We start from the raw sequence: 22,123 nt of genomic DNA, 5'->3' as shown, positions 1-22,123 counted from the left end.
TCATGGAACAGGCGAGCAAGCCCGATACCGTGGAGGTTTGGCGCTGGCTGTCCGAAGTGCCCGACCCGGAAATTCCCGTGATCAGCGTTACGGATCTGGGGATCGTCCGGCAGGTGACGTGGGAGGATGACACCCTGGTCGTCACGGTCACGCCCACCTATTCGGGCTGTCCGGCGACGGGCCTCATCAACCTCGACATCGAGAACGCCCTGCGCAGCCACGGCATCGACAGGATCCGCATCGAGCGTCAGCTGTCGCCAGCCTGGACCTCCGACTGGATCAACGCCGATGCGCGCGAAAAGCTGCGCGCCTATGGCATCGCACCGCCCATCGACGGTACTGCCGCCGACGGGCGCCTGCTGGGACGGGTCGCGCGACTTTCGGGTCGTTCCAACATGACGGTTGCATGTCCGCGTTGCGGATCGACGAATACCGAGAAGATCAGCCAGTTCGGCTCGACGCCCTGCAAGGCGAGCTATCGCTGCAAAGACTGCCTGGAACCCTTTGACTACTTCAAGTGCATCTGACGATGCCCGCTCTTTAGGAACAACCCAATGGCACGCTTCCATCCGCTGAAAGTGACTGATGTCCGCCGCGAAACCCGCGACGCCGTGGTCGTAACGCTGGCGCCCCGGGATGAAGACCGGGCGCTCTTCGACTTTACCCAGGGCCAGTATCTCACCTTCCGCCGGGAATTCGACGGCGAGGAACTGCGCCGCTCCTACTCCATCTGCGCCGGCAAGGGGGAAGGGGTCCTGCGGGTCGGGATCAAGCGGGTCGACGGTGGAGCATTCTCGACCTGGGCAAATGAGAATCTCTTGCCCGACGACGTGATCGAGGCCATGCCTCCGATGGGCCGTTTCTTCACGGCCATCGAACCAGAAGCGGCCAAGCAATACCTCGGCTTTGCCGGCGGCTCCGGCATCACGCCGCTCCTCTCGATCATCAAGACGGTGCTCGCTAGCGAGCCGCAGTCGAAGTTCACGCTGGTCTACGCCAACCGGCAGATCAACTCGATCATGTTCCGCGAGGAACTGGAGGACCTGAAGAACCTCTATCTGGGACGGTTCTCGGTCATTCACGTCCTGGAGCAGGAAGGCCAGGAGATCGATCTCTTCACCGGTCGGGTTGACGCGGAGAAGATGAAGGGGCTGTTTACTCACTGGATCGATCCCAAGGCGGTCGATACGGCCTTCATCTGCGGACCCGAGCCGATGATGCTCGCAATTGCGGCGTCGCTTCGCGAACACGGGCTGACGGATGCCCAGATCAAGTTCGAGTTGTTCGCCAGCGGCCAGCCGGGCCGTGCAAAGCAGAAGGCGGTGTCGAAGGTTGCGGTCACACCCGGAACCGGGGTCGAGGCCACGGTCACCCTGGACGGTGCAACCCGCACCTTCATCATGCCGCGCCAGGGCCAGACCATCCTCGAGGCGGCCATCGAGGCGAACATGGACGCTCCGTATTCCTGCAAGGCCGGCGTCTGTTCCACCTGCCGCTGCAAGGTGCTGGAAGGCGAGGTGGAAATGGCGGTCAACCATGCGCTCGAAGATTACGAGGTGCGTGCAGGCTACGCCCTGTCCTGCCAGTCGACGCCGCTGTCCGACCGCGTGGTCGTGACCTATGACGAGTGAGGGTGCCGTGGCGGACATGATCCAGATCGAGGAATACCTGGCGCAGGGCGGGGTTCTGTCCGCTCCGGACAATGCCCCGGCCCGCTATCGCGGCGAGCTGATGCGGCTGATGTCGTCCTTTGTCGACAGCGAGCTGGCGGCCTCGGCCGGGTTCGCCAACGCGATCAACCATGCGCCGGGCATCAAGGAACGAATTGCTGCGAGCCGGATCACCCTGGAGAAGGCCGATCATGCCGAGCGGGTGTTGAAGGTGATGGAAACCTTCGGAACGGATATCCAGCGCTACCAGCGCCAGCATGACTGGGCCGCTCGCGTCGCACGCGACGCCGAGGTCGGCGCGGGGCGTCAGGCGGGCGACATGCGCCTGTCGGTCTTCCACTATCCGATCACGGGCTGGACCGATGCGGTCGTGATGAACGTCTTGCAGGGCCTGGCAACCGGCGTGCAGATGATGGAACTCACGGCGGTCTCTTACGGACCGCTCGCCGATGTGTTCCGCGAAATCGCGCCGCGCGAGGGTCATCATGCCGAACTCGGGTTTGAGGGGCTGGAGCGCATTGTCGTGACGCCGGAAGGAAAAGCCGAGGCGGAAGTCGCACTCTCCTACTGGCGTCCCCGCGTGGCCGCTGGCTTCGGCACCGCCAATTCCTCCCGGTTCGCGACCCTGAAGAAATTCGGGCTGCGCCACAGCCCCAATGAAGAACTGCTGGGCCGCTGGGAGGCTCAGCTTGCCGACCGATTGAACACGATCGGTCTCTGACACAATGACGCGGCCCAATTGCCCGCGCTCCATCCTGAACTAAAGGAAATGCAATGACTGCTGCCCCACGTCGTCTCGAGAGCTATGTCTGCGGAAGCTGGAACCCCGGCCGGAGCGAGGGGCAGCTTCTGTCCGACGCTGCGACCGGTGCGCCGGTGGCGCGCATCGATTCCTCCGGCATAGACTTCGCCGCCGTTCTCGACCACGGACGGCGGGTGGCTGGCCCAAAGCTGCGGGAAATGTCCTTCCATGACCGGGCGGCGATGTTGAAGGCACTCGGCCTGGCGCTCATGGAGCGGAAGGAGGAGTTCTACACGGAAAGCCTCCACACCGGGGCCACGCGCAGTGATGGCTGGATCGACATCGAGGGCGGCATCGGCACGATGCTGACCTTTGCCTCGAAGGCGCGCCGCGAGCTGCCCAATACCCGTGTCCTGACCGATGGCGAGGTGGAGCCGCTGTCGAAGGACAACAGCTTCGTTGCCCAGCACATCCTGACACCGATGCGCGGTGTCGCGATCCACATCAACGCCTTCAACTTCCCGATCTGGGGAATGCTGGAGAAGATCGCGCCGACACTGCTGGCCGGTGTCCCTTGCGTCGTCAAACCTGCGTCGCAGACGGCCTACCTCACCGAATTGTGCGTCCGCCGGATCATCGAGACCGGGATACTGCCTGAAGGCGCGTTGCAGCTGGTCTGCGGCTCCGTCGGCGATATGCTCGACCATGTGACGGGACAGGATGCTGTGACCTTCACCGGCTCCGCCTGGACCGGACGCAAGCTCAAGTCGTATGCCCCGGTGGTCGCCAACTCGGTCCGTTTCACCATGGAAGCCGACAGCCTGAATGCGTCCATCCTTGGGCCCGATGCCGGTCCCGGCACCCCCGAATTCGACCTCTTCGTCAAGGAAGTCGCCCGCGAGATGACCGCGAAGGCGGGACAGAAGTGCACGGCTATCCGCCGCGTCATTGCTCCGCGCGCTCATGTTCAGGCGCTCGTCGCTGCACTCGGCGATCGACTGGGCAAGACGACACTCGGTCTCCCGTACGAAGAGGCGACCCGCATGGGACCACTCGCCAGCCTCGATCAGCGGGAGGAGGTCCGGGCCCGCATCCGCGACCTGCAGGCCGATGCCGAGATCGTTGCCGGCAATCCGGACGAGGTGAAGACTGGTTCGGGAGATGCGACACAGGGCGCCTTCCTCAACCCGGTGCTGATGTATTGCGAGAAACCATTCGGTGCTAGCGCGGTGCATGAGGTGGAGGCGTTCGGACCGGTCTCGACGGTCATGCCTTACGACGACCTCGAAGAGGCCGTCGCGCTGTCGCACCTGGGCAAGGGGTCACTGGTCTCGTCGATCTTCACCGACGATCCGGCCGTTGCAGCCGACGTCGTGCTGGGCGCAGCACCTTTCCATGGGCGTATGCTGATCGGCAACCGCGCTTCCGCAAAGTCCTCGACTGGACACGGCTCGCCACTCGCGCCGCTCGTTCACGGTGGCCCCGGCCGCGCCGGTGGCGGCGAGGAGATGGGGGGCATGCGCGGCGTCAAGCACTACATGCAGCGCACCGCGGTGCAGGGCAGCCCGCGGCTCCTCTCGGCGGTGACAGGCCGCTGGGTGGATGGTGCGCCGGTGCAGCACGACGTCCATCCTTTCCGCAAGTCGCTCGCAGAGCTGAGGATTGGCGACCAGCTAATCACGGCGGCCCGTCAGGTCACTCAGGAGGACGTGGAACACTTCGCGCACTTCACCGGCGATACCTTCTACGCTCACATGGACACGGAGGCCGCGCGGGCCAATCCCTTCTTCGATGACCGCGTGGCGCATGGCTACCTGATTGCGAGCTTTGCTGCAGGGCTGTTTGTCGAGCCCAATCCTGGTCCGGTCCTCGCGAATTATGGCGTCGACAACCTGCGCTTCCTGACCCCGGTCTACTTCGGCGACACGCTTCAGGTGCGCCTGACCTGCAAGGAGATCAATCCGCGCGCCAGTGCGGAGCATGGGGAAGTGCGCTGGGACTGCCAAGTGACCAACCAGAACGGCGCAGTGGTGGCGCAGTACGACGTGCTGACGATGGTGGCCAAGACCTGGCCAGCCGTTGCCGCCCAGGCCGCGGAGTAACCGTTCCGTCTGTAGCTACGGCGGGCCATTGATGCAATCATCGACCCCGCCGGATTCCCCTATGGGGAGGCGGTGCCCATCGACGGGTATCCCGTGGCCGTGGTGTGTGATGCGCTGCTCGCGATAGCAGCAGGGTTCAGCGGACGGCCTTGATCCCCTCGAGGATCAGCGTTGTCGCGACATCCGCATAGTCTTCGCGGCTGATGCGACCGCCATCCCGGAACCACATGTACATCCAGTTCATCATGCCGAACAGAGACATGGTGACGGGTGTGAGCAGGGGACGCTCGCGATTGTTCAGCGCCGGGTTGAGGAGGTCGATGACAACCGAGAAGCGGCGGACGATATGACGTTCGAGGCCAAGGATCTCGGCCTTCTGCTCATCGCTCAGCGTGTTGGTTGCGTTCAACTGCACCTTGTGCTGGTTGTCTGCTCCGCGATAGTTCTCCAGCACCGCGCCGACGAGCTTGCGAAGCCGCTCGCCTGGTGGGAGAGAAGGATCGTCGGCATCAGCGACGGCGGCGTCCAGCGTTTCAAGATGCGTGATGATGATTGCGAAGATCAGCGCGTCCTTGCTGGGATAATAGTGGTAGAGCAGGGCCTTGGACACCTGAGCATGACTTGCGACCTGGGACATGGAAGCTTTCTCCATGCCTTGCGTCGCGAAGACTTCCGCGGCCTTGTCCAGAATACTGCGCTGCTTCTCTTCAAAATCCTGAGCTCGTGTCCGAGCCATGGCAATTCTTTCCAAAATATCTCGGGCCTCGCGGTCGTTGCTCGAACGAGGCGCCGCGAGACTTGTTTCGTCTAATGACTCCGGCTGTGAATGTCACCCCGCGCGGATCACTCCTTCGGCCGGTTGTCGACGACCCGCTTCGCCTTCCCTTCCGACCGGGGAACGCCGTTCGGATCACAGACGAGAACACGCGTGGTGACGCCCACCACCGACTTGATGTGATGTGCAAGTTCCTTGGCCGAGAAGGCGCGTGCGTCCTCGGCGGACCGGTCGGCCGTGCATTCGACATGGACGGTCATGTTGTCCATCCGGCCGCTGCGTGTCAGTTCGATCTGGAAATGCGGCGCCAGTCCCTTGCACTTCAGAATCTGCTCCTCGATCTGGGTCGGGAAGACATTGACGCCGCGAAGGATGATCATGTCGTCGCTGCGACCGGTGATCTTCTCCATCCGCCGCATCGAGCGAGCGGTACCGGGCAGGAGGCGGGTAAGGTCGCGGGTGCGATAGCGCACCATCGGCAGACCTTCCTTGGTCAGCGTCGTGAACACCAGTTCGCCGAGCTCGCCATCCGGCAGCACTTCACCCGTCACCGGATCGATGATCTCGGGATAGAAGTGATCCTCCCAGATATGCAGGCCGTCCTTCGTCTCCACGCATTCCTGGGCAACGCCCGGGCCCATCACTTCGGAAAGCCCGTAGATGTCGACGGCATGCATGTCGAAGGCTTCCTCGATCTCCTGTCGCATCGCATTCGTCCAAGGCTCGGCACCGAAGATGCCGACCTTCAGGGAGGACGCCCGCGGGTCCAGTCCCTGGCGCCTGAATTCGTCGAGGATCGACAGCATGTAGCTCGGCGTCACCATGATGATCTGCGGCTTGAAGTCGTGCATCAGGGTGACCTGCCGCTCGGTCATTCCACCGGAGATCGGAATGACGGTGCAGCCCAGCCGCTCGGCGCCGTAATGTGCGCCAAGGCCGCCGGTGAAGAGGCCATAGCCATAGGCGTTGTGGAGCATGTCACCGGGACGGCCGCCTGCCGCACGAATCGAGCGGGCGATGAGGTTAGCCCAATGATCGATGTCGGCTGCCGTGTAGCCGACCACGGTGGGCTTGCCGGTGGTGCCGGAGGAGCCGTGGATGCGGACCAGCTTGGACTGCGGCACGGCGAACATGCCAAAGGGGTAGGTGTCGCGCAGATCCTGCTTGGTGGTGAAGGGGAACCTGGCGATGTCCTTCAGCGACTTCAGTTCCTCGGGATGTACATCCTGTTCGATGAAGCGCTTCCGATAGAAGGGCGAATTCTCGTAGGCATGCTTCAGCGACCGTTTCATCCGATGGAACTGCAGGGCTTCGATCTCATCGCGCGATGCTGTCTCGATCGGGTCCAGGTCTTTCGGGTTCGGGGTCAGGTCTTCCATGGTTTCCTCCCTTGGAATGGTGGCGCGGTCAGGCGTCGACCGGAACGTGGGTGCCCTTGACGGTGCGCGAGTGGCCGCGGAACTCGGCAACGTGGACGCCGTCCTGATTGGTGATGCGGATGTCGTAGATGCCGGAGCGGCCGCGGCGCGAGACCTCGGCGGCCGTGGCAGTCAACCGGTCGCCGATACGCACCGGATTGATGTAGGTGATCGAGCAGTGCTGCGCGACGACCATCTCGTTATAGCTGTTGCAGGCGAAGGCGAAGGCGCTGTCAGCGAGGGTGAAGATGTAACCTCCATGGCAGTTGCCATGGCCGTTCGACATCGCCTCCGTGACAGTGACGGAGAGAGTCGCCTGGCCGGGCGCAATATGGTCGAGGCTCATGCCAAGCCGCTGGCTGGCCGCATCATCGTTCCACATCGCCCGTGCGGAGGCTTCGGCGATCTCCTGAGGGTTCATGTCTGCGACAGCTTTCATCGGCCCTTGAACTCCGGCTTGCGTTTTTCGAGGAAGGCGGTGACACCTTCGGCATAGTCTGCAGTGCGACCGGCGGTTCGCTGGCAGTCACGCTCCATGTCAAGGTGCATATCGAGGCTGTTGGTCGCTGCCGCCTGGATCAGCCGTTTCGTGAGGCCAAGGCCGACGGTCGGACCGCCGGCAAGGCTCCCCGCGAGCGCCGTGGCTTCGTTCATCAGCTGGTCGTCATCCACGGCCTTCCAGATCATGCCCCATTCGGCGGCCTTCTCCCCCGAAAGCGGTTCGGCAGTGAGGGCCAGTGCCTTGGCACGCGGTTCGCCCAATATGCGGGCAAGGCTCCAACTGCCGCCGGCGTCGGGGATCAGTCCAATCTTGGAGAATGCCTGGATGAACTTGGCCGAACGGGCCGCCAGTACAATGTCGCAGGCGAGAGCGATGTTGGCTCCAGCGCCTGCAGCCACGCCGTTCACCCCACAGATGACCGGCTTTTCCAGCGCGCGGATGAGCCTCAGGTTCGGATTGTAAAAGGTCTCGAGCGTATGGCCGAGATCGGGGGCAGGACCACCCTTGCGCGGATCCCGGTCTCCGAGATCCTGTCCGGCACAGAAGCCGCGTCCCGACCCGGTGATCAGAACGGCACGCACCTCCGAGTCGTCGCGGGCCTGCTCGAGCCCGGCGCGGAAGGCGAGGTGCATTTCCTCATTGAAGGAATTCAGCTTGTCTGGTCGGTTGAGGGTGAGCTTCAATACGCCATCGACAAGAGTCGACAGAACCGTTTCCGAACCGGTCATCTCTATCTCCCTGCCGCATCTCCCGGCGGCTCCTGAAGATTCTTGTTGCATAGTCCGACCGGTCGGTCAATTATAAAGGCGACCGGGGAGGAGCCCGGGTTGGGAGAGTGCCATGACCGATCTGTTCAGCCGCCATCGCGCGCTTCTGGAGCGTGCCGTCACGGCACTGCACGAGCGCAGCTACTGGACACCATATCCGGAAGTCCCCAGCAGCAAGAACTATGGCGAGACTGCCAAGGCAGACGGCGAGGCCGCGTTTGCAGCCCTGAAAGGTCAGCTCTTCCAACTCACCGGCCATCCCGAAACGTCTCGGCGAGGCGCGGAAGTGTCCCCCTTCGGCCCCGAGCTCGGCATTACTTATCCCGCCAGTGAGCCGGCCGCCTTGATTGCCGCGGCGAAGAATGCAGCACCGGCACTGGCTGCGGCCGGGGTCGAGGAGCGCGTCGGCGTATGCCTGGAAATCCTCCACCGCCTGAACCGGATGAGCTTCCTGATTGGTCATGCAACCCAGCATACGACTGGACAAGCCTTTGCGATGGCGTTCCAGGCCGGAGGTCCCCATGCCCAGGATCGAGGTCTCGAAGCGGTGGCAGTTGCCTGGGAGGAGATGACCCGTTTCCCGACAGAGGCCCGGTGGGAAAAGCCGCAAGGCAAAGCCGCGCCGATCCTTCTCGAAAAGCACTGGACGCTCGTTCCCGCCGGTGTCGCGCTGACCATAGGCTGCAACACCTTTCCGACCTGGAACAGTTATCCCGGCCTGTTTGCGAGCCTCGCCACAGGTAATCCCGTCATCGTCAAGCCGCATCCGGCCGCCATCCTGCCGATGGCGCTGACGGTGCGCGTTGCCCGCGAGGTGTTGGCCGAAGAAGGCCTGCCCATGGACGCTGTGCTGCTGGCCGTGGACGCGCCGGGCGCGGAGATCACCACGGAACTGGCCACCGATCCGGCCGTCAAGCTGATCGACTATACGGGCTCCAACCAGTTCGGCGGCTGGCTGCGGGAGAATGCGCGACAGGCGCAGCTCTTCACCGAAGAGGCGGGCGTCAACAGCGTCGTCATCGCCGCGACGGACGACTTCGACAGCATGTGTGCGAACCTCGCCTTCTCCCTGTCGCTCTATTCCGGGCAGATGTGTACGGCGCCGCAGAACATCTACATTTCTGTCGACGGGATCGACACCGACAAGGGGCATCTGAGCTTCGACAGCGTGGCAGATGGCATCGGCAAGGCAATCGACGCGCTACTGGACGATCCGGCGCGGGCGGCGGGCGTCTGCGGCGCTGTTGCCAATCCGGCAACGCTTGCCCGGCGCGACAGTGTCCGTGCCAGAGGCAGGGTGATCCGGGAGTCCGGCGCCTTGGGCGAGGGACGCACCGCCACACCGCTGCTGATGGCGGTCGATGCCGGTGACGCCGTCGCGGAGTCCGAGTGCTTCGGTCCGGTAGCCTTCCTCGTCGCCACGAAGGATGCCGATGACGGCATCGCGCGGGCGGCTGACCTTGCCGCGCGCAAGGGGGCTATCACGGCTGCACTCTACGATACCGACGAGGACCGTATCGGGCGCGCCATCGCAGCCTTCACGGCAGCGGGCGTCAACCTGTCAATCAACCTGACCGGCAACATCTTCGTCAACCAGTCCGCTGCCTTCAGCGACTTCCACGTCACGGGCGCCAATCCGGCAGGCAATGCCAGCCTGACGGACACCGCTTTTGTCGCAACCCGGTTCCGCCGCGTCATGTGGCGGCGGACCGTCACTTCCTGATATCATCATCGCATCATTCTCGAGGAGGAGAGTAGAATGAAAAAGGCTCTGACCACTACCGCACTCGTACTTCTGGCCGGCCTCGGCCTGTCACCGGCCGCTCAGGCCGAGGTTCGCATCGGTGCCAGCGTTTCGGCGACGGGACCTGCCGCCTTCCTGGGCGACCCGGAGGCGAAGACGCTTGAAATGCTCGTCGAGGAACTGAATGCCGCCGGCGGCATCAATGGCGAGGAAATCAAGCTGGTGCTCTACGACGACGGCGGAGATCCGAACAAGGCACGTACCTTTGCCACACGTCTCGTCGAGGATGACGAGGTCGTCGCGATCATCGGCGGCACCACGACCGGCACGTCCATGTCGATCCTTTCGGTGACCGAGGATGCCGAGATCCCGTTCATCTCGCTGGCCGGCGCGATCGACATCATCGACCCGGTGAAGCCGTTTACCTTCAAGACCCCCCATACCGACCGCATGGCCTGCCAGAAGATCTTCGAGGACATGAAGAAGCAGGGCTACACCAAGGTCGGCATGATTTCCGGCACCGACGGCTTCGGCGCCTCGATGCAGGCGCAGTGCAAGTCGGTTGTCGGAGACTACGGCATCGAGATCGTCGCCGACGAGACCTATGATCCCAAGGATGCCGACATGACGGCACAGCTCACCAAGATTAAGGGTGCCGAAGGCGTGCAGGCGGTTCTCAACCCCGGTTTTGGCCAGGGCCCGTCCATCGTGACCCGCAACTACAAGCAGCTCGCAATCGACCTGCCGCTCTACCAGTCACATGGCGTAGCATCCGACGGCTTCATCGAGCTCGCCGGTGCGGACGCGGCAGAAGGCGTGCGTCTTCCCGGCACGGCGCTTCTGGTTGCCGGGCTGCTCGCGGATGATGATGCCCAGAAGCCGGTCGTCACGACCTACAAGACCGCCTACGAGGACAAGTTCAAGGCGCCGGTCAGCACGTTCGGCGGCTATGCCCACGATGCCTTCCTCATTCTCACGGATGCCTTGAAGCGTGCAGGTTCGGCCGAGCCGGCCGCAATCCGCGACGCGATCGAGTCCACCTCCGGCCTCGCCGGCACGACCGGTACCTACACCTTCTCTCCCGAGGATCACCTGGGCCTCGACCTGTCGGCGTTCCGCATGCTGGAGATCAAGGACGGTAAGTGGGCCCTGGTGGAATGATTGCCTGACCGGAGCCGGGTCCGCCGCGACCCGGCTCTCATGCCATTGTGACGGCCGCGCCCGGCTCTGCCGGACCGGCCAAGTGCAACCCTGCGACACCTATCCGAGCCGGAGAGCCTCATGTCGGAGCTTCTGCAATTCCTTTTCTCCGGCGTGACGGTCGGCGCGGTCTACGCGCTCGTCGCGCTCGGCTTCACGCTCATCTACAACGCTTCCGATGTGGTGAACTTCGCGCAGGGCGAGTTCGTCATGCTGGGCGGCATGATCACATGGTTCGCCTATGCCGCGGGCCTGCCCCTGCCGCTTGCTGCGCTGATCGCCATAGTGGCGACGGCGGCGCTTGGCGTTGCGATCAACAAGCTGGCGATCGAGCCGGCGCGCGGCGCGCCTGTCGTCTCGCTGATCATCATCACCATCGGCGCCTCCATCTTCATTCAGGGCGGCGCGCAGCTGATCTTCGACAAGCAGATTCACACGTTCCCGGCCTTCTCCGGCGACGAACCGCTCCGGATCGGCGGCGCGACGATCCTACCCCAGAGCCTCTGGGTGATTGGCGGCGCACTCGTGATCTTCGCAGGCTTGTGGGTCTTCTTTACCCGCACGCTCCTCGGTCGCGCGGTGCTAGCTACATCCAACAACAGGCTGGCCGCCCAACTGGTGGGGATCAACACGAATTTCATTATGACCCTTTCCTTCGCGCTGTCTGCCGCGATCGGTGCCCTGGCCGGTGTGCTTGCGACCCCGATTACGCTGACTGCCTACAGTGTAGGGATCGGCTTTGCCCTGAAAGGCTTCGCCGGCGCAATGCTGGGCGGCATGGGCAACCCGAAGGGCGCGCTGGTCGGCGGTTTCCTCATCGGGCTGATCGAGGCGCTGACGGCCGGATACCTGTCATCGCAATACAAGGACGCGGCTGCGTTCATCGTGATCCTGCTGGTGCTGTTCTTTCTGCCGCATGGTCTGTTTGGACGCCAGGCGACGCAACGGGTGTAACCATGAAGCTGACACCCAAACAGGCGACCCTCCTCACGCTTGCCGTGCTGATCGCGCTGACGCCATTCTTCTTTCCCTCCGGCTATTACTACCGTGTCGGGGCACTGATCTTCGTGAACGGGCTTGCGGTCACGGGTATCGTGATCCTGACCGGATATGCGGGCCAGATCAGCCTCGGTCACGCCGGATTTGCGGGTATCGGCGCCTATGCCTGTGCGCTCGCGCCGGTTCATCTTGGGATCCACCCGGCCTTGGCGGTCGTGCTGGGCGCGCTCATCTCGGCTGTTCTCGCGTGGTTGGTCGGCCGGCCGATCCTCCGACTGAAGGGCTATTATCTGGCCGTCGCCTCGCTCGGCTTCGGCATTCTCGTGTCGATGGTGCTCAACAACGAGCGGGAACTGACCGGCGGGCCTGACGGGATCGACGTGGCCGATCTAGGTCTGCGCGGACTGCTGAAGGATTTAGGACTGGACCTCACGAACGGCGAGTTCTGGTATTTCTTCTCCGGTCTCTGCCTGCTCCTCGGCGCCTGGCTCGCGCTCAACCTCTACAACAGCCCGACAGGGCGCGCGCTGAGGGCGCTGCACGGGTCCGAGATCGCGGCGCGAACGGTTGGTGTCGACGTCGCCCGGATGAAGCTCAACGCCTTCGTTGTCTCCGCCGTCTATGCCTCGGTTTCCGGCTCGCTCCTGGCGCTGCAGAACAAGTTCATCACTCCCGACGTGGCCGGCTTTATGCATTCGATCGAGATGGTCACGATGGCAGTTCTGGGTGGTGTCGGCTCGGTCCTTGGCGCCATTTTCGGCGCCGGCATACTGACGTTGCTTCCGCAGGTCCTGACAGTCTTTGCCGAATACGAGCAACTGGTCCTGGGTCTGGTGATGATGCTGGTAATGATCTTCCTGCGCGAGGGGCTTCTGCCCTCGATTCTGCGCAAGCTGAGGGGGACGGGTGAATGAGCGACCGCGATAGCCAGACGACGCTTCTGTCCGTCGAGGGTCTCGGGATCACCTTCGGTGGCTTGAAGGCCGTCAACGACGTCAGCTTCCAGGTGAAGCCTGGAGAGATCGTTTCGGTGATCGGGCCGAACGGTGCCGGCAAGACGACGCTCTTCAACATGATCTCGGGCATCTATCAGGCCGGCAGTGGTCGCGTGGTGCTCAACGGCGAGGATGTCACGGGAATGGAGCCGCATCTGCTTGCCCGCCGCGGCATGAGCCGCACCTTCCAGAACCTGCAAATCTTCCAGTCGATGTCCGTGCTGGACAATGCCGTGACCGGCTACCACCTGCAGGAGCAGGGATCGATCCTGGCGGACATGCTGAGCCTGCCTGCCTCCCGCCGCAGGGCGGAAGCCGCCCGGGAGGGTGCGATGGCGCTGCTTGGTCGCGTCGGGCTGGAGCGGGCAGCGGAACGCGAGGCGGGAAACCTCTCCTATGGCTCCCTGAAGCGACTGGAGATTGCCCGCGCTCTGGCGTTAAACCCGAAGATACTCCTCCTGGACGAGCCTGCGGCTGGCTGCAACGCCGTGGAAACGGCGGAAATAGACCATCTGATCGCCGAGGTGGCGGCCTCGGGCGTCGCCATCCTGCTGGTCGAACACGACATGAAGATGGTCATGCGGATTTCCAATCACATCGTTGTTCTGGACCATGGCGAGAAGATTGCCGAGGGTGACCCGGCCACGGTCAGCAAGGATCCGGCTGTGATCGCCGCTTATCTGGGAGCTGAACATGCTGACCGTTGAGGGCTTGCGTTCGCGTTATGGGCGCATCGAGGTGCTGCATGGGATCGACCTCAGCGTCGACAGCGGCGAGATCGTTACGGTCGTAGGAGCCAACGGGGCGGGGAAGACCACGCTCCTGCGCTGCCTTTCGGGCGTCCAGCCGGTGACGGCGGGGCAGATCACGTTCCGCGGCGAGGCGTTGACGCCGGTGCCGGCCTACAAACGGCTGCGCCGTGGTCTCGCGCAGTCGCCCGAGGGGAGGCAGATCTTCACCAATCTCACCGTCGATGAGAACCTGAGGCTCGGAGCCTTCCTGTTCAACGACGACCGGGTAGAGAAGGACATGGAGGACGCCTTCCAGATGTTCCCGATCCTGCGGGAGAAGCGCAATCTGGCGGCAGGCGGCCTTTCGGGCGGGCAGCAGCAGATGCTCGCCATGGCGCGGGCATTGATGGGTCGGCCCTCATGCCTTCTGCTCGACGAACCGTCGATGGGGCTGGCGCCGATCATCGTCAGCCAGATCTTCGATGTGGTCAAGGGATTGAAGGCTCTCGACGTCACGGTGCTCCTGGTCGAGCAGAACGCCTTCGGCGCGCTCAAGATCGCCGATCGCGGCTATGTCATGGAAACGGGCCGCATCACCATGTCAGGCGCGGCGGAAGAGCTGATTGCCGACCCGCGTATTCGCGAAGCCTATCTGGGAATCTGAAATGTCTGTCGTCACCATCACCCGCGAAGGCGAGATCGCTGTCGTTGCCGTCAACAATCCGCCCGTCAATGCACTGGGTCAGATGCTCCGACAGGGGCTTTGGGATGCGGTCGGTGCGCTGGATGCCGATCCGTCCGTCCGGGCCGTGGTGCTGATCTGCGAAGGACGGACCTTCATCGCCGGTGCTGACGTGACCGAGTTCGGCAAGCCGCCGGTGCCGCCACACCTTCCTGATCTGGTCGACTGTATCGAAGGTGCCGCAAAGCCGTGGGTCGCAGCAATCCATGGATCGGCCCTTGGCGGCGGGTTCGAGATCGCCATGGGGTGCCGGTTCCGTATCGCACTGGACGGCGCCTCGGTCGGGCTTCCCGAGGTTGGCCTTGGCATTGTTCCCGGTGCATCCGGAACGGCCCGAACACCGCGTCTTGCCGGCGTCGAGGCTGCGGTTGAGCTGGTCACCAGCGGCAAGCCGGTGAAGGCGGCGAAGGCTGCCGCCCTTGGGCTCGTGGATGCCGTCGTCACGGGTGATCTGCGCAGTGAAGCCATCTCCTTTGCCCGTGCGGCGCTCGAACGTCCGCTGCCACCGCCTGTCTCGCAGCGGCCTGTCGAGGCGCCCGAACCAGAGTTCTGGGAGAGGCAGGAGAAGGCAATCTCGAAGCGAGCGCGCGGCGAGGCTGCGCCGCTCCGAGCGCTCGCATGTCTCCGGACGGCCGTAGAGGCTGACTTTTCCGATGCCATGGCATTTGAGCGGGCGACATTTCTGGAACTTCGGAGTTCGGAGCAGGCGGCGGCCTTGCGTCATGTATTCTTCGCAGAGCGCGCGGCCGGGCGCCCCCCTCATCTGGCTGCAGCAGAGCCTTTGCCGATCCGGCTGGCCGGCGTCGTGGGGGGAGGCACCATGGGTGCAGGCATTGCCGTCGCCCTGCGCGATGCCGGGCTTCCGGTCGTGTTGGTCGAGCGGGATGGCGAAGCGGTGGATAGAGGCCTTGCCAACATTCGCAACGTCTATGACGGTGCAGTCAAGCGGGGCCGCATGACGGCGGAAGCCGCCGCCGAGAAATCGTCCGGGGTTACCGGCACAACGGATTATGCGGCTCTGGCTGATGCCGATCTCGTCATCGAGGCGGTGTTCGAGGAAATCGGGGTGAAGCGAGCGGTCTTCGACAAGCTGGGGCAGACCTGCCGTGCCAATGCGGTGCTTGCAACCAACACGTCCTACCTCGATCCCCGACTGATCGCCGAAGGGCTGCCCAATCCGCAACGCTTCATCGGCCTGCATTTCTTCAGCCCCGCCAATGTCATGAAACTGCTCGAGATCGTGCCGGTGCCTGAGACGGCGCCGGGCGTGCTCGCCACGGGTTTTGCGCTGGGGCGGATGCTTGGCAAGATCCCGGTTCAGGCCGGCATCTGCGAAGGCTTCATCGGCAATCGCATCCTGAAGCGGTATCGCGCTTCCGCCGAGGCGCTGGTGCGGCAGGGCGTGGCGATCGACGCGATCGATGCCGCCATGCGCTCCTACGGTTTCGCCATGGGGCCCTTCGAAGCCCAGGACCTGGGTGGTCTGGATATCGCCTTCCTGCAGCGCGAAGGTGCACGGGCAGAGGGGCAGGATGTGCCAGAGACCCTGGGCGATATTCTCGTTCGCGCGGGGCGCAAGGGACAGAAGACCGGGGGTGGCTGGTACGACTATGCCGCAGGCGATCGGACACCGCAGCCATCAACTGCGGTGTCCGACCTGCTTTCGCTGCAGGTCACCGGCGGGGCTGACTTGCCGGCCGAGGAGATCGCCGCGCGGCTGGTGAGCGCGATGGCGGAGGAGGGGACCGCCATCCTCTCCGAGGGGATCGCACGGCAGGCTTCGGACATCGACCTCGTTGAGATCCACGGCTACGGCTTCCCGCGCTGGCGCGGCGGGCCGATGTTCGCCACACGCGCGAAATAGCCCGTCATCGATTGCTGCTGACACAGGCAACCAGAAAGGCCGCGCGGTATCGCCGGCGCGGCCTTTTGATTATCTGTCGTGTTGATCGCGCCTAGTGCAGTATCTGGCTCAGGAAGAGCTTGGTACGCTCGTGCTGAGGGTTGTCGAAGAACTCCGCCGGCTCGTTCTGCTCGACGATCTGACCCTGGTCCATGAAGATGACGCGATTGGCGACCTGGCGGGCAAAACCCATTTCGTGGGTCACGCAGATCATCGTCATGCCTTCTTCTGCGAGGCTCACCATCGTGTCGAGGACTTCCTTGATCATCTCCGGGTCGAGGGCCGAGGTCGGCTCGTCGAAGAGCATGATCTTCGGGCTCATGCACAGCGAGCGGGCGATTGCCACGCGTTGCTGCTGGCCGCCGGAAAGCTGGCCTGGATATTTGTTTGCCTGCTCGGGGATCTTCACCCGCTCCAGGTAGTGCATGGCGATCTCTTCGGCCTTCCTCTTTGGCATCTTGCGAACCCAGATCGGCGCGAGTGTGCAATTCTCCAGGATCGTCAGGTGCGGGAAGAGATTGAAGTGCTGGAACACCATACCGACTTCGCGACGCACTTCATCGATCTTCTTGAGGTCGTTGGTGAGTTCGATGCCATCGACGACGATCCGGCCGGACTGGTGCTCCTCCAGCCGGTTGATGCAGCGGATCATCGTCGACTTGCCGGACCCTGACGGGCCGGCGACGACAATACGTTCGCCCGCCATGACGCGCAGGTTGATGTCTCGCAGCACGTGGAAGTCTCCGTACCACTTGTTCATGCCAATGATATCGATCGCAATATCGGTGGCGGAGACGGAAGGCGTGATTGGTTGGGCGTCAGCCATTGTTTTCCCCTTGTCTTATCGTTTGTGGCCGGTGTCGAGATGGCGCTCCATGAAGGCGGAGTAGCGCGACATCCCGAAGCAGAACAACCAGAATATGAACCCGGCGAAGATCAGGCCGGTGCTTGGCGTGATCGGCGTGATCCATCGCGTATCGGTGAAGTTCAACTGCACGATCCCGAGCAAGTCGAACATCCCGATGATGGACACCAGAGACGTGTCCTTGAAGAGGCCGATGAAGGTGTTGACGATGCCGGGGATCACGAGCTTGAGCGCCTGCGGCATGATGATCAGCCGTGTCTTCTGCCAGTAGGTCAGGCCGAGGGAATCCGCGCCCTCGTACTGACCCTTCGGGATCGCCTGCAGGCCGCCGCGAACCACCTCGGCCATATAGGCCGACGCGAATAGCGCCACGCCAACGAGGGCGCGGAGGAAGTTGTCGATCGTCCAGCCCGTCGGCAGGAAGAGCGGCAGCATGACGTTGGCCATGAAGAGGACGGTAATCAGCGGCACGCCGCGGATGACCTCGATGAAGGTCACGCATATCACCCGGATGACCGGGAGATGCGATCGTCGGCCGAGGGCGAGCAGGATCCCAATCGGCAAGGACACAGCGATCCCGACGAACGACAGGATGAGCGTGACCATCAGGCCGCCCCAGAGCGGCGTCTCGACTCTTTGCAGCCCGAAGACACCGCCATGCAACAGGAAGAAAGCGACAATCGGGAAGATGACAAAGAGAACGAGCGCGTTCCATCCCTTGTAGGGCAGTCGCGGCATCAGCATAGGGGCCAGAACGGCGGCGAAGAGGACTGCGACGAGAGTGGGGCGCCAGCGCTCGTCAATCGGGTAGCGGCCAAACATGAACTGTTCGAAACGCTCGCTGACGAAAGCCCAGCATGCGCCACTCCAGCCATCGGGCTGGACGCCTCCCTGGGCAAGGGTGAGGCAGGCGGTTCGGTCAGATCCGCTCCAGACGGCGTCGAAGAAGAGCCAGTTCAGCATGTCCGGGACAGTCCAGACAAGCAGGGCGATCGCTAGGATCGTCAGAGCCGTGTCCTTTGGCGTCGCAAAGAGATTGCCGCGGATCCAGCCGATGGCGCTTCTTTCGCTGGCGGGGGCAGGGCGGGGAGCGAGGAGTTCGGTGCGGACAAAGCCGAGAGAGTTCGTGCTCATCACTTACCTTTCCACCAGCGCCATCTTGGCGTTGAACCAGTTCATGAAGATCGACGTCACTATGCTGATGCTGAGATACACAGCCAGCCAGATCGACACGACCTCGATCGCCTGCCCGGTCTGGTTCATAGTCGTTCCGCCCGTCGCCACGAGTTCGGGAAAGCCGATGGCGATGCCGAGCGAGGAGTTCTTGGTCAGGTTGAGATACTGGCTCGTAAGCGGCGGGATGATGATCCGCATTGCCTGCGGCATGACGACCAGCCTCGTCGTCGCCGATGGCTGCAGCCCGAGCGCAGACGCGGCTTCCGTCTGGCCCTTAGGCACGCCCTTGATGCCGGCGCGGAAGATCTCCGCGATAAACGACGCGGTATAGAATGCGAGTGCGAGGTAAAGCGCCACGAATTCCGGCGCGATCACGCTGCCGCCGGTGAGGTTGAAGCGGCCTGCGACCGGGTAGTCGAACGTCAGCGGCATCCCGCCGAGGAGAAAGGCAAGCAACGGCAGCCCGACGATCAATCCGATGGCGGTCCAGACGGTGTGGAATGGCTGTCCCGTCGCTGCCTGGCGCGCCTTTGCCCATCGCGCGATGACAAGAGCGGCAATGACTGCGACGACGAAGGCAATCGGGATGAGGATGGCGCTATCTCCCCATATCGGCCGGGGGAAAGCCAGGCCGCGATTGTTGAGGAACATGCTGAATGGCAGCTCCAGGGAATCGCGCACCTGCGGTAGTGCACCAAGGACCCCCTTGTAGAAAAAGAAGATGACAAGCAACACGGGGATGTTGCGGAACACCTCGACATAGATCGTGCAAAGCTTGGCGATCAGCCAGTTCCGGGAGAGGCGCCCAACGCCGATCAGAAAGCCGATGATCGTTGCGGTGACGATCCCAACCGCCGCAACGAGCAGCGTGTTCAGGAAACCAACGAAAATCGCCCTGCCGTAGGTGGAATCGCTTGAATAGGGGATCAGCGACTGGCCGATATCAAATCCGGCGCGGCCTTTCAGGAAGTCGTAGCCAGAAGCGGTGTTTGAGCGCGCTAGGTTCTCGGTCGTGTTGTCGAATATCCACCAACCCACGAAGATGGTGATGACGAGAGTGAGCGCCTGGAAGAACAGCCCGCGAAACTTCGGATCGTAGATGTACGATGTCAACGATCGTCCAGCGGGCGGCGCAGCTACAGCGTGATCGGTCATGCCGGCCTATTTCCCCTTCGACCCTTTTCGGGTCTTCTTTTCTTATGATTGAGAAGGGATGAGGCTAAGCCGCCTCATCCCGGATCGATTGCTGATCAGCGGATCGGCATTGCGTACTGAAGGCCGCCATCGGTCCACAGTGCATTGAGGCCGCGCTCGATCTTCAGCGGCGTGCTCATGCCGATGTTGCGCTCGAACACCTCGCCGTAGTTACCCACGTGCTTGATGATGTTGTATGCCCAGTCATTGCCGAGGCCGAGGTCGGTCCCGATCTTGGAATCGGCTTCAACACCGAGAAGACGACGGATTTCCGGGTTCTCGGAGTTCTTCATCTCGTCGACGTTTGCCTGCGTGATGCCGAATTCCTCGGCCTGAACGAGAGCGTAGTGGCTCCAGGAGACGATGTCGAACCACTGGTCGTCACCCTGGCGGACTGCCGGGCCGAGCGGCTCCTTGGAGATGATCTCCGGCAGGACCATGTGCTCGTCAGGATTGGAGAGCGACAGGCGGATCGAGTAGAGGCCCGACTGGTCGGTCGTATAGACGTCGCAACGACCTTCCTGGTAGGCGGCGTTCACTTCCGGCAGCTTTTCGAAGACGACCGGGTTGTACTGAAGGTTGTTGGCCTTGAAGTAGTCAGCCAGGTTCAGCTCGGTCGTGGTTCCGGACTGGACGCAGACCGCGGCGCCGGAGAGCTCAAGCGCCGACTTTACGTTGAGCGACTTCGGGACCATGAAGCCCTGGCCGTCATAGTAGTTGACGGTACGGAAATTGAGGCCGAGAGCCGTGTCGCGGTTGATCGTCCACGTCGTGTTGCGGAACATCACGTCGCCTTCACCCGACTGCAGCGCCGTAAAGCGGGTCTGTGCGGTGGTCGGGGTGAACTTGACCTTAGAGGGATCATTGAAGATGGCAGCAGCAATTGCGCGGCAGTAGTCGACGTCGAAACCGGTCCAGTTCCCCGACGCATCCGGCGCAGAGAAGCCTGCAAGCCCGGTGTTGACCACGCATTGTACGAAACCTTTCGCCTTGACGTCGTCAAGGGTGGCAGCGGACGCAGCCGAGGCGGCGCCCAGGACTGCTGCGCCAATCGTGGCAGACAGAAGCGTCTTTTTCATTTTCCCAACCTTTATCTTTTGGTTTTCTGATCTCGTCGCGATGAAGTTCGACAGCCGAACCCATGCCGCGCCCCACCAACCTCCCGGATGCGGGGAGCGCTATCACAGTCGTAAACGCCAGCATGGTCAAGCCTGCGGCGTTCAAATTGTGTCCAAAAAGAGTCAAACCTTCCTGATATGCCTAATGCAGTGACAGACTGACAAACCTTAGGCATTGGTTGCCGAATGCATTGGCGATGGCGCCATCCGCAGCTGTCGCCTCGGGCTTGACCGGCCTCACGACAGGCGGCAACATCCCGCCACCTTCCAGCAGAGAGCCTCTTCCGACATGAAAAACAGGTCTACCTTGTCCGCCGACGCCGGCGTCAACACGCGTCTTGCCCATGTGGGGCATGACCCGTTCAGCTATCACGGCTTCGTCAATCCCCCGGTAGTCCATGCATCGACGGTCCTGTTCCCCGATTGCCGCACCATGGAGACACGGGCGCAGAAATATACCTACGGAACACGAGGCACGCCGACCACGGACGCGCTGTGCGAAGCTCTTGATGAGCTCGAAGGCTCCGCCGGAACCATCGTGGTCCCCTCAGGCCTCGCAGCGATTTCGGTGCCGTTCCTGGCCTTCCTCTCTGCGGGCGACCATGCGCTCATCGTCGATTCCGTCTATGCCCCGTGCCGGCTCTTTTGCAACACGATGCTGAGGCGGCTGGGCGTGGAGATCGAGTACTATGATCCCGAGATCGGCGCCGGGATCGAGACCCTGATGCGGCCGAACACGAGGCTGGTGCATACGGAAGCTCCTGGCTCCAACACCATGGAGATGCAGGATATCCGGGCCATCTCGGAGGCGGCCCACCGTCACGGATGCGTGGTGACCATGGACAATACATGGGCCACGCCTCTCTACTTCCGCCCGCTGGATTTCGGGGCTGACATCTCCATCCATGCCACCACCAAATATCCGTCCGGACACTCGGATATCATCATGGGATCGGTGTCCGCGAACGCCAAGTACTGGCCGCAACTGCATGATGCTGCCATCACGATGGGGATATGCGGCTCGCCGGACGATTCCTATCAGATCTTGCGTGGATTGCGGACGATGGGCGTCCGACTGGAGCATCACCAGAAAAGCGCACTCGAGATCGCGCGGTGGCTGGAGAGCCGGGATGATGTCGCGCGGGTCCTGCATCCGGCCTTGCCGAGCTTTCCGGGGCATGAGATCTGGAAACGCGACTTCAAAGGAGCGAGCGGCGTCTTTTCCTTCGTGCTGAAGGTCGACGATGCCGGCCGTTTCAGCAAGAAGGCCCATGCCTTGCTCGATACGCTGTCGCTCTTCGGGCTCGGTTACTCCTGGGGTGGCTATGAAAGCCTGGCGGTGCCGGTCAACCTTTCGGACCGGACGATCCGCAAGGCGCCACTGGATGGACCGGTTATCCGGCTGCAGATCGGGCTCGAAGATGTTGCAGACCTGAAGAAGGATCTCGAGGCCGGCTTCGCGGCCGCAGCGGCTGTCTAA

At 62.8% G+C, this 22,123-nt stretch carries 20 protein-coding genes; 12 read left to right on the top strand and 8 right to left on the bottom strand.

What is annotated here, in order from left to right:
- Positions 1-2 precede the first annotated feature (2 nt).
- The 4 genes from paaD to paaZ are packed head-to-tail and all read left to right on the top strand — an operon-like array spanning position 3 to position 4,514.
- A complete protein-coding gene (paaD, locus tag FN060_RS09730) occupies positions 3-527 on the top strand; it encodes a 1,2-phenylacetyl-CoA epoxidase subunit PaaD (RefSeq protein ID WP_142587862.1) in 525 nt (174 codons plus the stop codon).
- Between the two features lie 27 nt (positions 528-554).
- Positions 555-1,631, top strand: a complete 1,077-nt coding sequence (gene paaE, locus FN060_RS09725; RefSeq protein WP_077546550.1) for a 1,2-phenylacetyl-CoA epoxidase subunit PaaE — start codon at positions 555-557, stop codon at positions 1,629-1,631.
- Between the two features lie 7 nt (positions 1,632-1,638).
- On the top strand, positions 1,639-2,391 hold the full coding sequence (locus tag FN060_RS09720) for a Phenylacetic acid catabolic protein (RefSeq protein ID WP_210187308.1): 753 nt from the start codon (positions 1,639-1,641) through the stop codon (positions 2,389-2,391).
- Between the two features lie 53 nt (positions 2,392-2,444).
- Positions 2,445-4,514, top strand: coding sequence for a phenylacetic acid degradation bifunctional protein PaaZ (paaZ, locus tag FN060_RS09715; RefSeq protein ID WP_142587861.1), 2,070 nt, complete (start codon positions 2,445-2,447; stop codon positions 4,512-4,514).
- A 136-nt stretch (positions 4,515-4,650) separates the two neighbouring features.
- Here the strand turns inward: paaZ and FN060_RS09710 are convergent, their stop codons facing one another.
- From FN060_RS09710 to paaG, 4 genes are all read right to left on the bottom strand, one after another.
- On the bottom strand, positions 4,651-5,250 hold the full coding sequence (locus FN060_RS09710; protein ID WP_077546547.1) for a TetR/AcrR family transcriptional regulator: 600 nt from the start codon (positions 5,248-5,250) through the stop codon (positions 4,651-4,653).
- Positions 5,251-5,357: 107 nt separating this feature from the next.
- Entirely contained in the window at positions 5,358-6,668 is a 1,311-nt protein-coding gene (paaK, locus tag FN060_RS09705; protein ID WP_077546546.1) for a phenylacetate--CoA ligase PaaK, read from the bottom strand.
- A 28-nt stretch (positions 6,669-6,696) separates the two neighbouring features.
- Positions 6,697-7,146, bottom strand: coding sequence for a hydroxyphenylacetyl-CoA thioesterase PaaI (paaI, locus tag FN060_RS09700; RefSeq protein WP_142587860.1), 450 nt, complete (start codon positions 7,144-7,146; stop codon positions 6,697-6,699).
- Positions 7,143-7,937: a 2-(1,2-epoxy-1,2-dihydrophenyl)acetyl-CoA isomerase PaaG gene (gene paaG, locus FN060_RS09695; protein WP_142587859.1), complete on the bottom strand. Its 795-nt coding sequence runs from the start codon at positions 7,935-7,937 to the stop codon at positions 7,143-7,145. Before paaG ends, paaI begins: the two co-directional genes overlap by 4 nt.
- 112 nt (positions 7,938-8,049) lie before the next feature.
- On the opposite strand from paaG, the gene paaN reads away from it, so the two are divergent.
- From paaN to FN060_RS09660, 7 genes are all read left to right on the top strand, one after another.
- Entirely contained in the window at positions 8,050-9,699 is a 1,650-nt protein-coding gene (gene paaN, locus FN060_RS09690) for a phenylacetic acid degradation protein PaaN (protein WP_142587858.1), read from the top strand.
- A gap of 36 nt (positions 9,700-9,735) precedes the next feature.
- Positions 9,736-10,881, top strand: coding sequence for an ABC transporter substrate-binding protein (locus FN060_RS09685; RefSeq protein WP_142587857.1), 1,146 nt, complete (start codon positions 9,736-9,738; stop codon positions 10,879-10,881).
- A gap of 120 nt (positions 10,882-11,001) precedes the next feature.
- Positions 11,002-11,874, top strand: a complete 873-nt coding sequence (locus tag FN060_RS09680) for a branched-chain amino acid ABC transporter permease (RefSeq protein ID WP_142587856.1) — start codon at positions 11,002-11,004, stop codon at positions 11,872-11,874.
- A 2-nt stretch (positions 11,875-11,876) separates the two neighbouring features.
- Positions 11,877-12,833 (top strand): branched-chain amino acid ABC transporter permease, encoded by a 957-nt coding sequence (locus FN060_RS09675; RefSeq protein ID WP_142587855.1) that lies wholly within the window; start codon positions 11,877-11,879, stop codon positions 12,831-12,833.
- Entirely contained in the window at positions 12,830-13,621 is a 792-nt protein-coding gene (locus FN060_RS09670; RefSeq protein WP_142587854.1) for an ABC transporter ATP-binding protein, read from the top strand. The genes FN060_RS09675 and FN060_RS09670 overlap by 4 nt, the downstream gene beginning before the upstream one ends.
- Positions 13,608-14,309, top strand: a complete 702-nt coding sequence (locus tag FN060_RS09665) for an ABC transporter ATP-binding protein (RefSeq protein WP_142587853.1) — start codon at positions 13,608-13,610, stop codon at positions 14,307-14,309. Before FN060_RS09670 ends, FN060_RS09665 begins: the two co-directional genes overlap by 14 nt.
- Before the next feature lies 1 nt (position 14,310).
- The gene (locus FN060_RS09660) at positions 14,311-16,251 is read left to right on the top strand and encodes a 3-hydroxyacyl-CoA dehydrogenase NAD-binding domain-containing protein (RefSeq protein ID WP_142587852.1); all 1,941 of its coding nucleotides are present in this window, start codon (positions 14,311-14,313) and stop codon (positions 16,249-16,251) included.
- Positions 16,252-16,342: 91 nt separating this feature from the next.
- Here the strand turns inward: FN060_RS09660 and FN060_RS09655 are convergent, their stop codons facing one another.
- The 4 genes from FN060_RS09655 to FN060_RS09640 all read right to left on the bottom strand — a co-directional run bounded on the left by FN060_RS09655 (position 16,343) and on the right by FN060_RS09640 (position 20,604).
- Positions 16,343-17,116, bottom strand: coding sequence for an amino acid ABC transporter ATP-binding protein (locus FN060_RS09655; protein ID WP_142587851.1), 774 nt, complete (start codon positions 17,114-17,116; stop codon positions 16,343-16,345).
- Between the two features lie 15 nt (positions 17,117-17,131).
- Positions 17,132-18,289 (bottom strand): amino acid ABC transporter permease, encoded by a 1,158-nt coding sequence (locus FN060_RS09650; protein WP_142587850.1) that lies wholly within the window; start codon positions 18,287-18,289, stop codon positions 17,132-17,134.
- 3 nt (positions 18,290-18,292) lie between these two features.
- Positions 18,293-19,486, bottom strand: coding sequence for an amino acid ABC transporter permease (locus FN060_RS09645; protein ID WP_142587849.1), 1,194 nt, complete (start codon positions 19,484-19,486; stop codon positions 18,293-18,295).
- Positions 19,487-19,581: 95 nt separating this feature from the next.
- Positions 19,582-20,604 (bottom strand): amino acid ABC transporter substrate-binding protein, encoded by a 1,023-nt coding sequence (locus FN060_RS09640; protein WP_142587848.1) that lies wholly within the window; start codon positions 20,602-20,604, stop codon positions 19,582-19,584.
- A gap of 328 nt (positions 20,605-20,932) precedes the next feature.
- Between FN060_RS09640 and FN060_RS09635 the strand changes: the two genes are divergently transcribed.
- Entirely contained in the window at positions 20,933-22,123 is a 1,191-nt protein-coding gene (locus tag FN060_RS09635) for a cystathionine beta-lyase (protein WP_142587847.1), read from the top strand.

The sequence above is a fragment of the Pseudorhizobium halotolerans genome, from assembly GCF_902153235.2.
In the GTDB taxonomy this organism is placed as follows: Bacteria; Pseudomonadota; Alphaproteobacteria; order Rhizobiales; family Rhizobiaceae; genus Neorhizobium; species Neorhizobium flavum.
This window is presented reverse-complemented; position numbering and strand designations above follow the sequence as displayed.

Excerpts from the sequence above, each read along its gene's own strand:
- paaN (WP_142587858.1), top strand. The coding sequence starts at position 8,050 with ATGACCGATCTGTTCAGCCGCCATCGCGCGCTTCTGGAGCGTGCCGTC.
- FN060_RS09635 (WP_142587847.1), top strand. The coding sequence starts at position 20,933 with ATGAAAAACAGGTCTACCTTGTCCGCCGACGCCGGCGTCAACACGCGT.
- paaE (WP_077546550.1), top strand. The coding sequence starts at position 555 with ATGGCACGCTTCCATCCGCTGAAAGTGACTGATGTCCGCCGCGAAACC.
- FN060_RS09670 (WP_142587854.1), top strand. The coding sequence starts at position 12,830 with ATGAGCGACCGCGATAGCCAGACGACGCTTCTGTCCGTCGAGGGTCTC.
- FN060_RS09650 (WP_142587850.1), bottom strand. The coding sequence starts at position 18,289 with ATGAGCACGAACTCTCTCGGCTTTGTCCGCACCGAACTCCTCGCTCCC.
- paaZ (WP_142587861.1), top strand. The coding sequence starts at position 2,445 with ATGACTGCTGCCCCACGTCGTCTCGAGAGCTATGTCTGCGGAAGCTGG.
- paaG (WP_142587859.1), bottom strand. The coding sequence starts at position 7,937 with ATGACCGGTTCGGAAACGGTTCTGTCGACTCTTGTCGATGGCGTATTG.
- FN060_RS09685 (WP_142587857.1), top strand. The coding sequence starts at position 9,736 with ATGAAAAAGGCTCTGACCACTACCGCACTCGTACTTCTGGCCGGCCTC.
- paaD (WP_142587862.1), top strand. The coding sequence starts at position 3 with ATGGAACAGGCGAGCAAGCCCGATACCGTGGAGGTTTGGCGCTGGCTG.
- FN060_RS09655 (WP_142587851.1), bottom strand. The coding sequence starts at position 17,116 with ATGGCTGACGCCCAACCAATCACGCCTTCCGTCTCCGCCACCGATATT.
- FN060_RS09710 (WP_077546547.1), bottom strand. The coding sequence starts at position 5,250 with ATGGCTCGGACACGAGCTCAGGATTTTGAAGAGAAGCAGCGCAGTATT.
- FN060_RS09645 (WP_142587849.1), bottom strand. The coding sequence starts at position 19,486 with ATGACCGATCACGCTGTAGCTGCGCCGCCCGCTGGACGATCGTTGACA.
- FN060_RS09675 (WP_142587855.1), top strand. The coding sequence starts at position 11,877 with ATGAAGCTGACACCCAAACAGGCGACCCTCCTCACGCTTGCCGTGCTG.
- FN060_RS09660 (WP_142587852.1), top strand. The coding sequence starts at position 14,311 with ATGTCTGTCGTCACCATCACCCGCGAAGGCGAGATCGCTGTCGTTGCC.
- FN060_RS09665 (WP_142587853.1), top strand. The coding sequence starts at position 13,608 with ATGCTGACCGTTGAGGGCTTGCGTTCGCGTTATGGGCGCATCGAGGTG.
- FN060_RS09640 (WP_142587848.1), bottom strand. The coding sequence starts at position 20,604 with ATGAAAAAGACGCTTCTGTCTGCCACGATTGGCGCAGCAGTCCTGGGC.
- paaK (WP_077546546.1), bottom strand. The coding sequence starts at position 6,668 with ATGGAAGACCTGACCCCGAACCCGAAAGACCTGGACCCGATCGAGACA.
- paaI (WP_142587860.1), bottom strand. The coding sequence starts at position 7,146 with ATGAAAGCTGTCGCAGACATGAACCCTCAGGAGATCGCCGAAGCCTCC.
- FN060_RS09680 (WP_142587856.1), top strand. The coding sequence starts at position 11,002 with ATGTCGGAGCTTCTGCAATTCCTTTTCTCCGGCGTGACGGTCGGCGCG.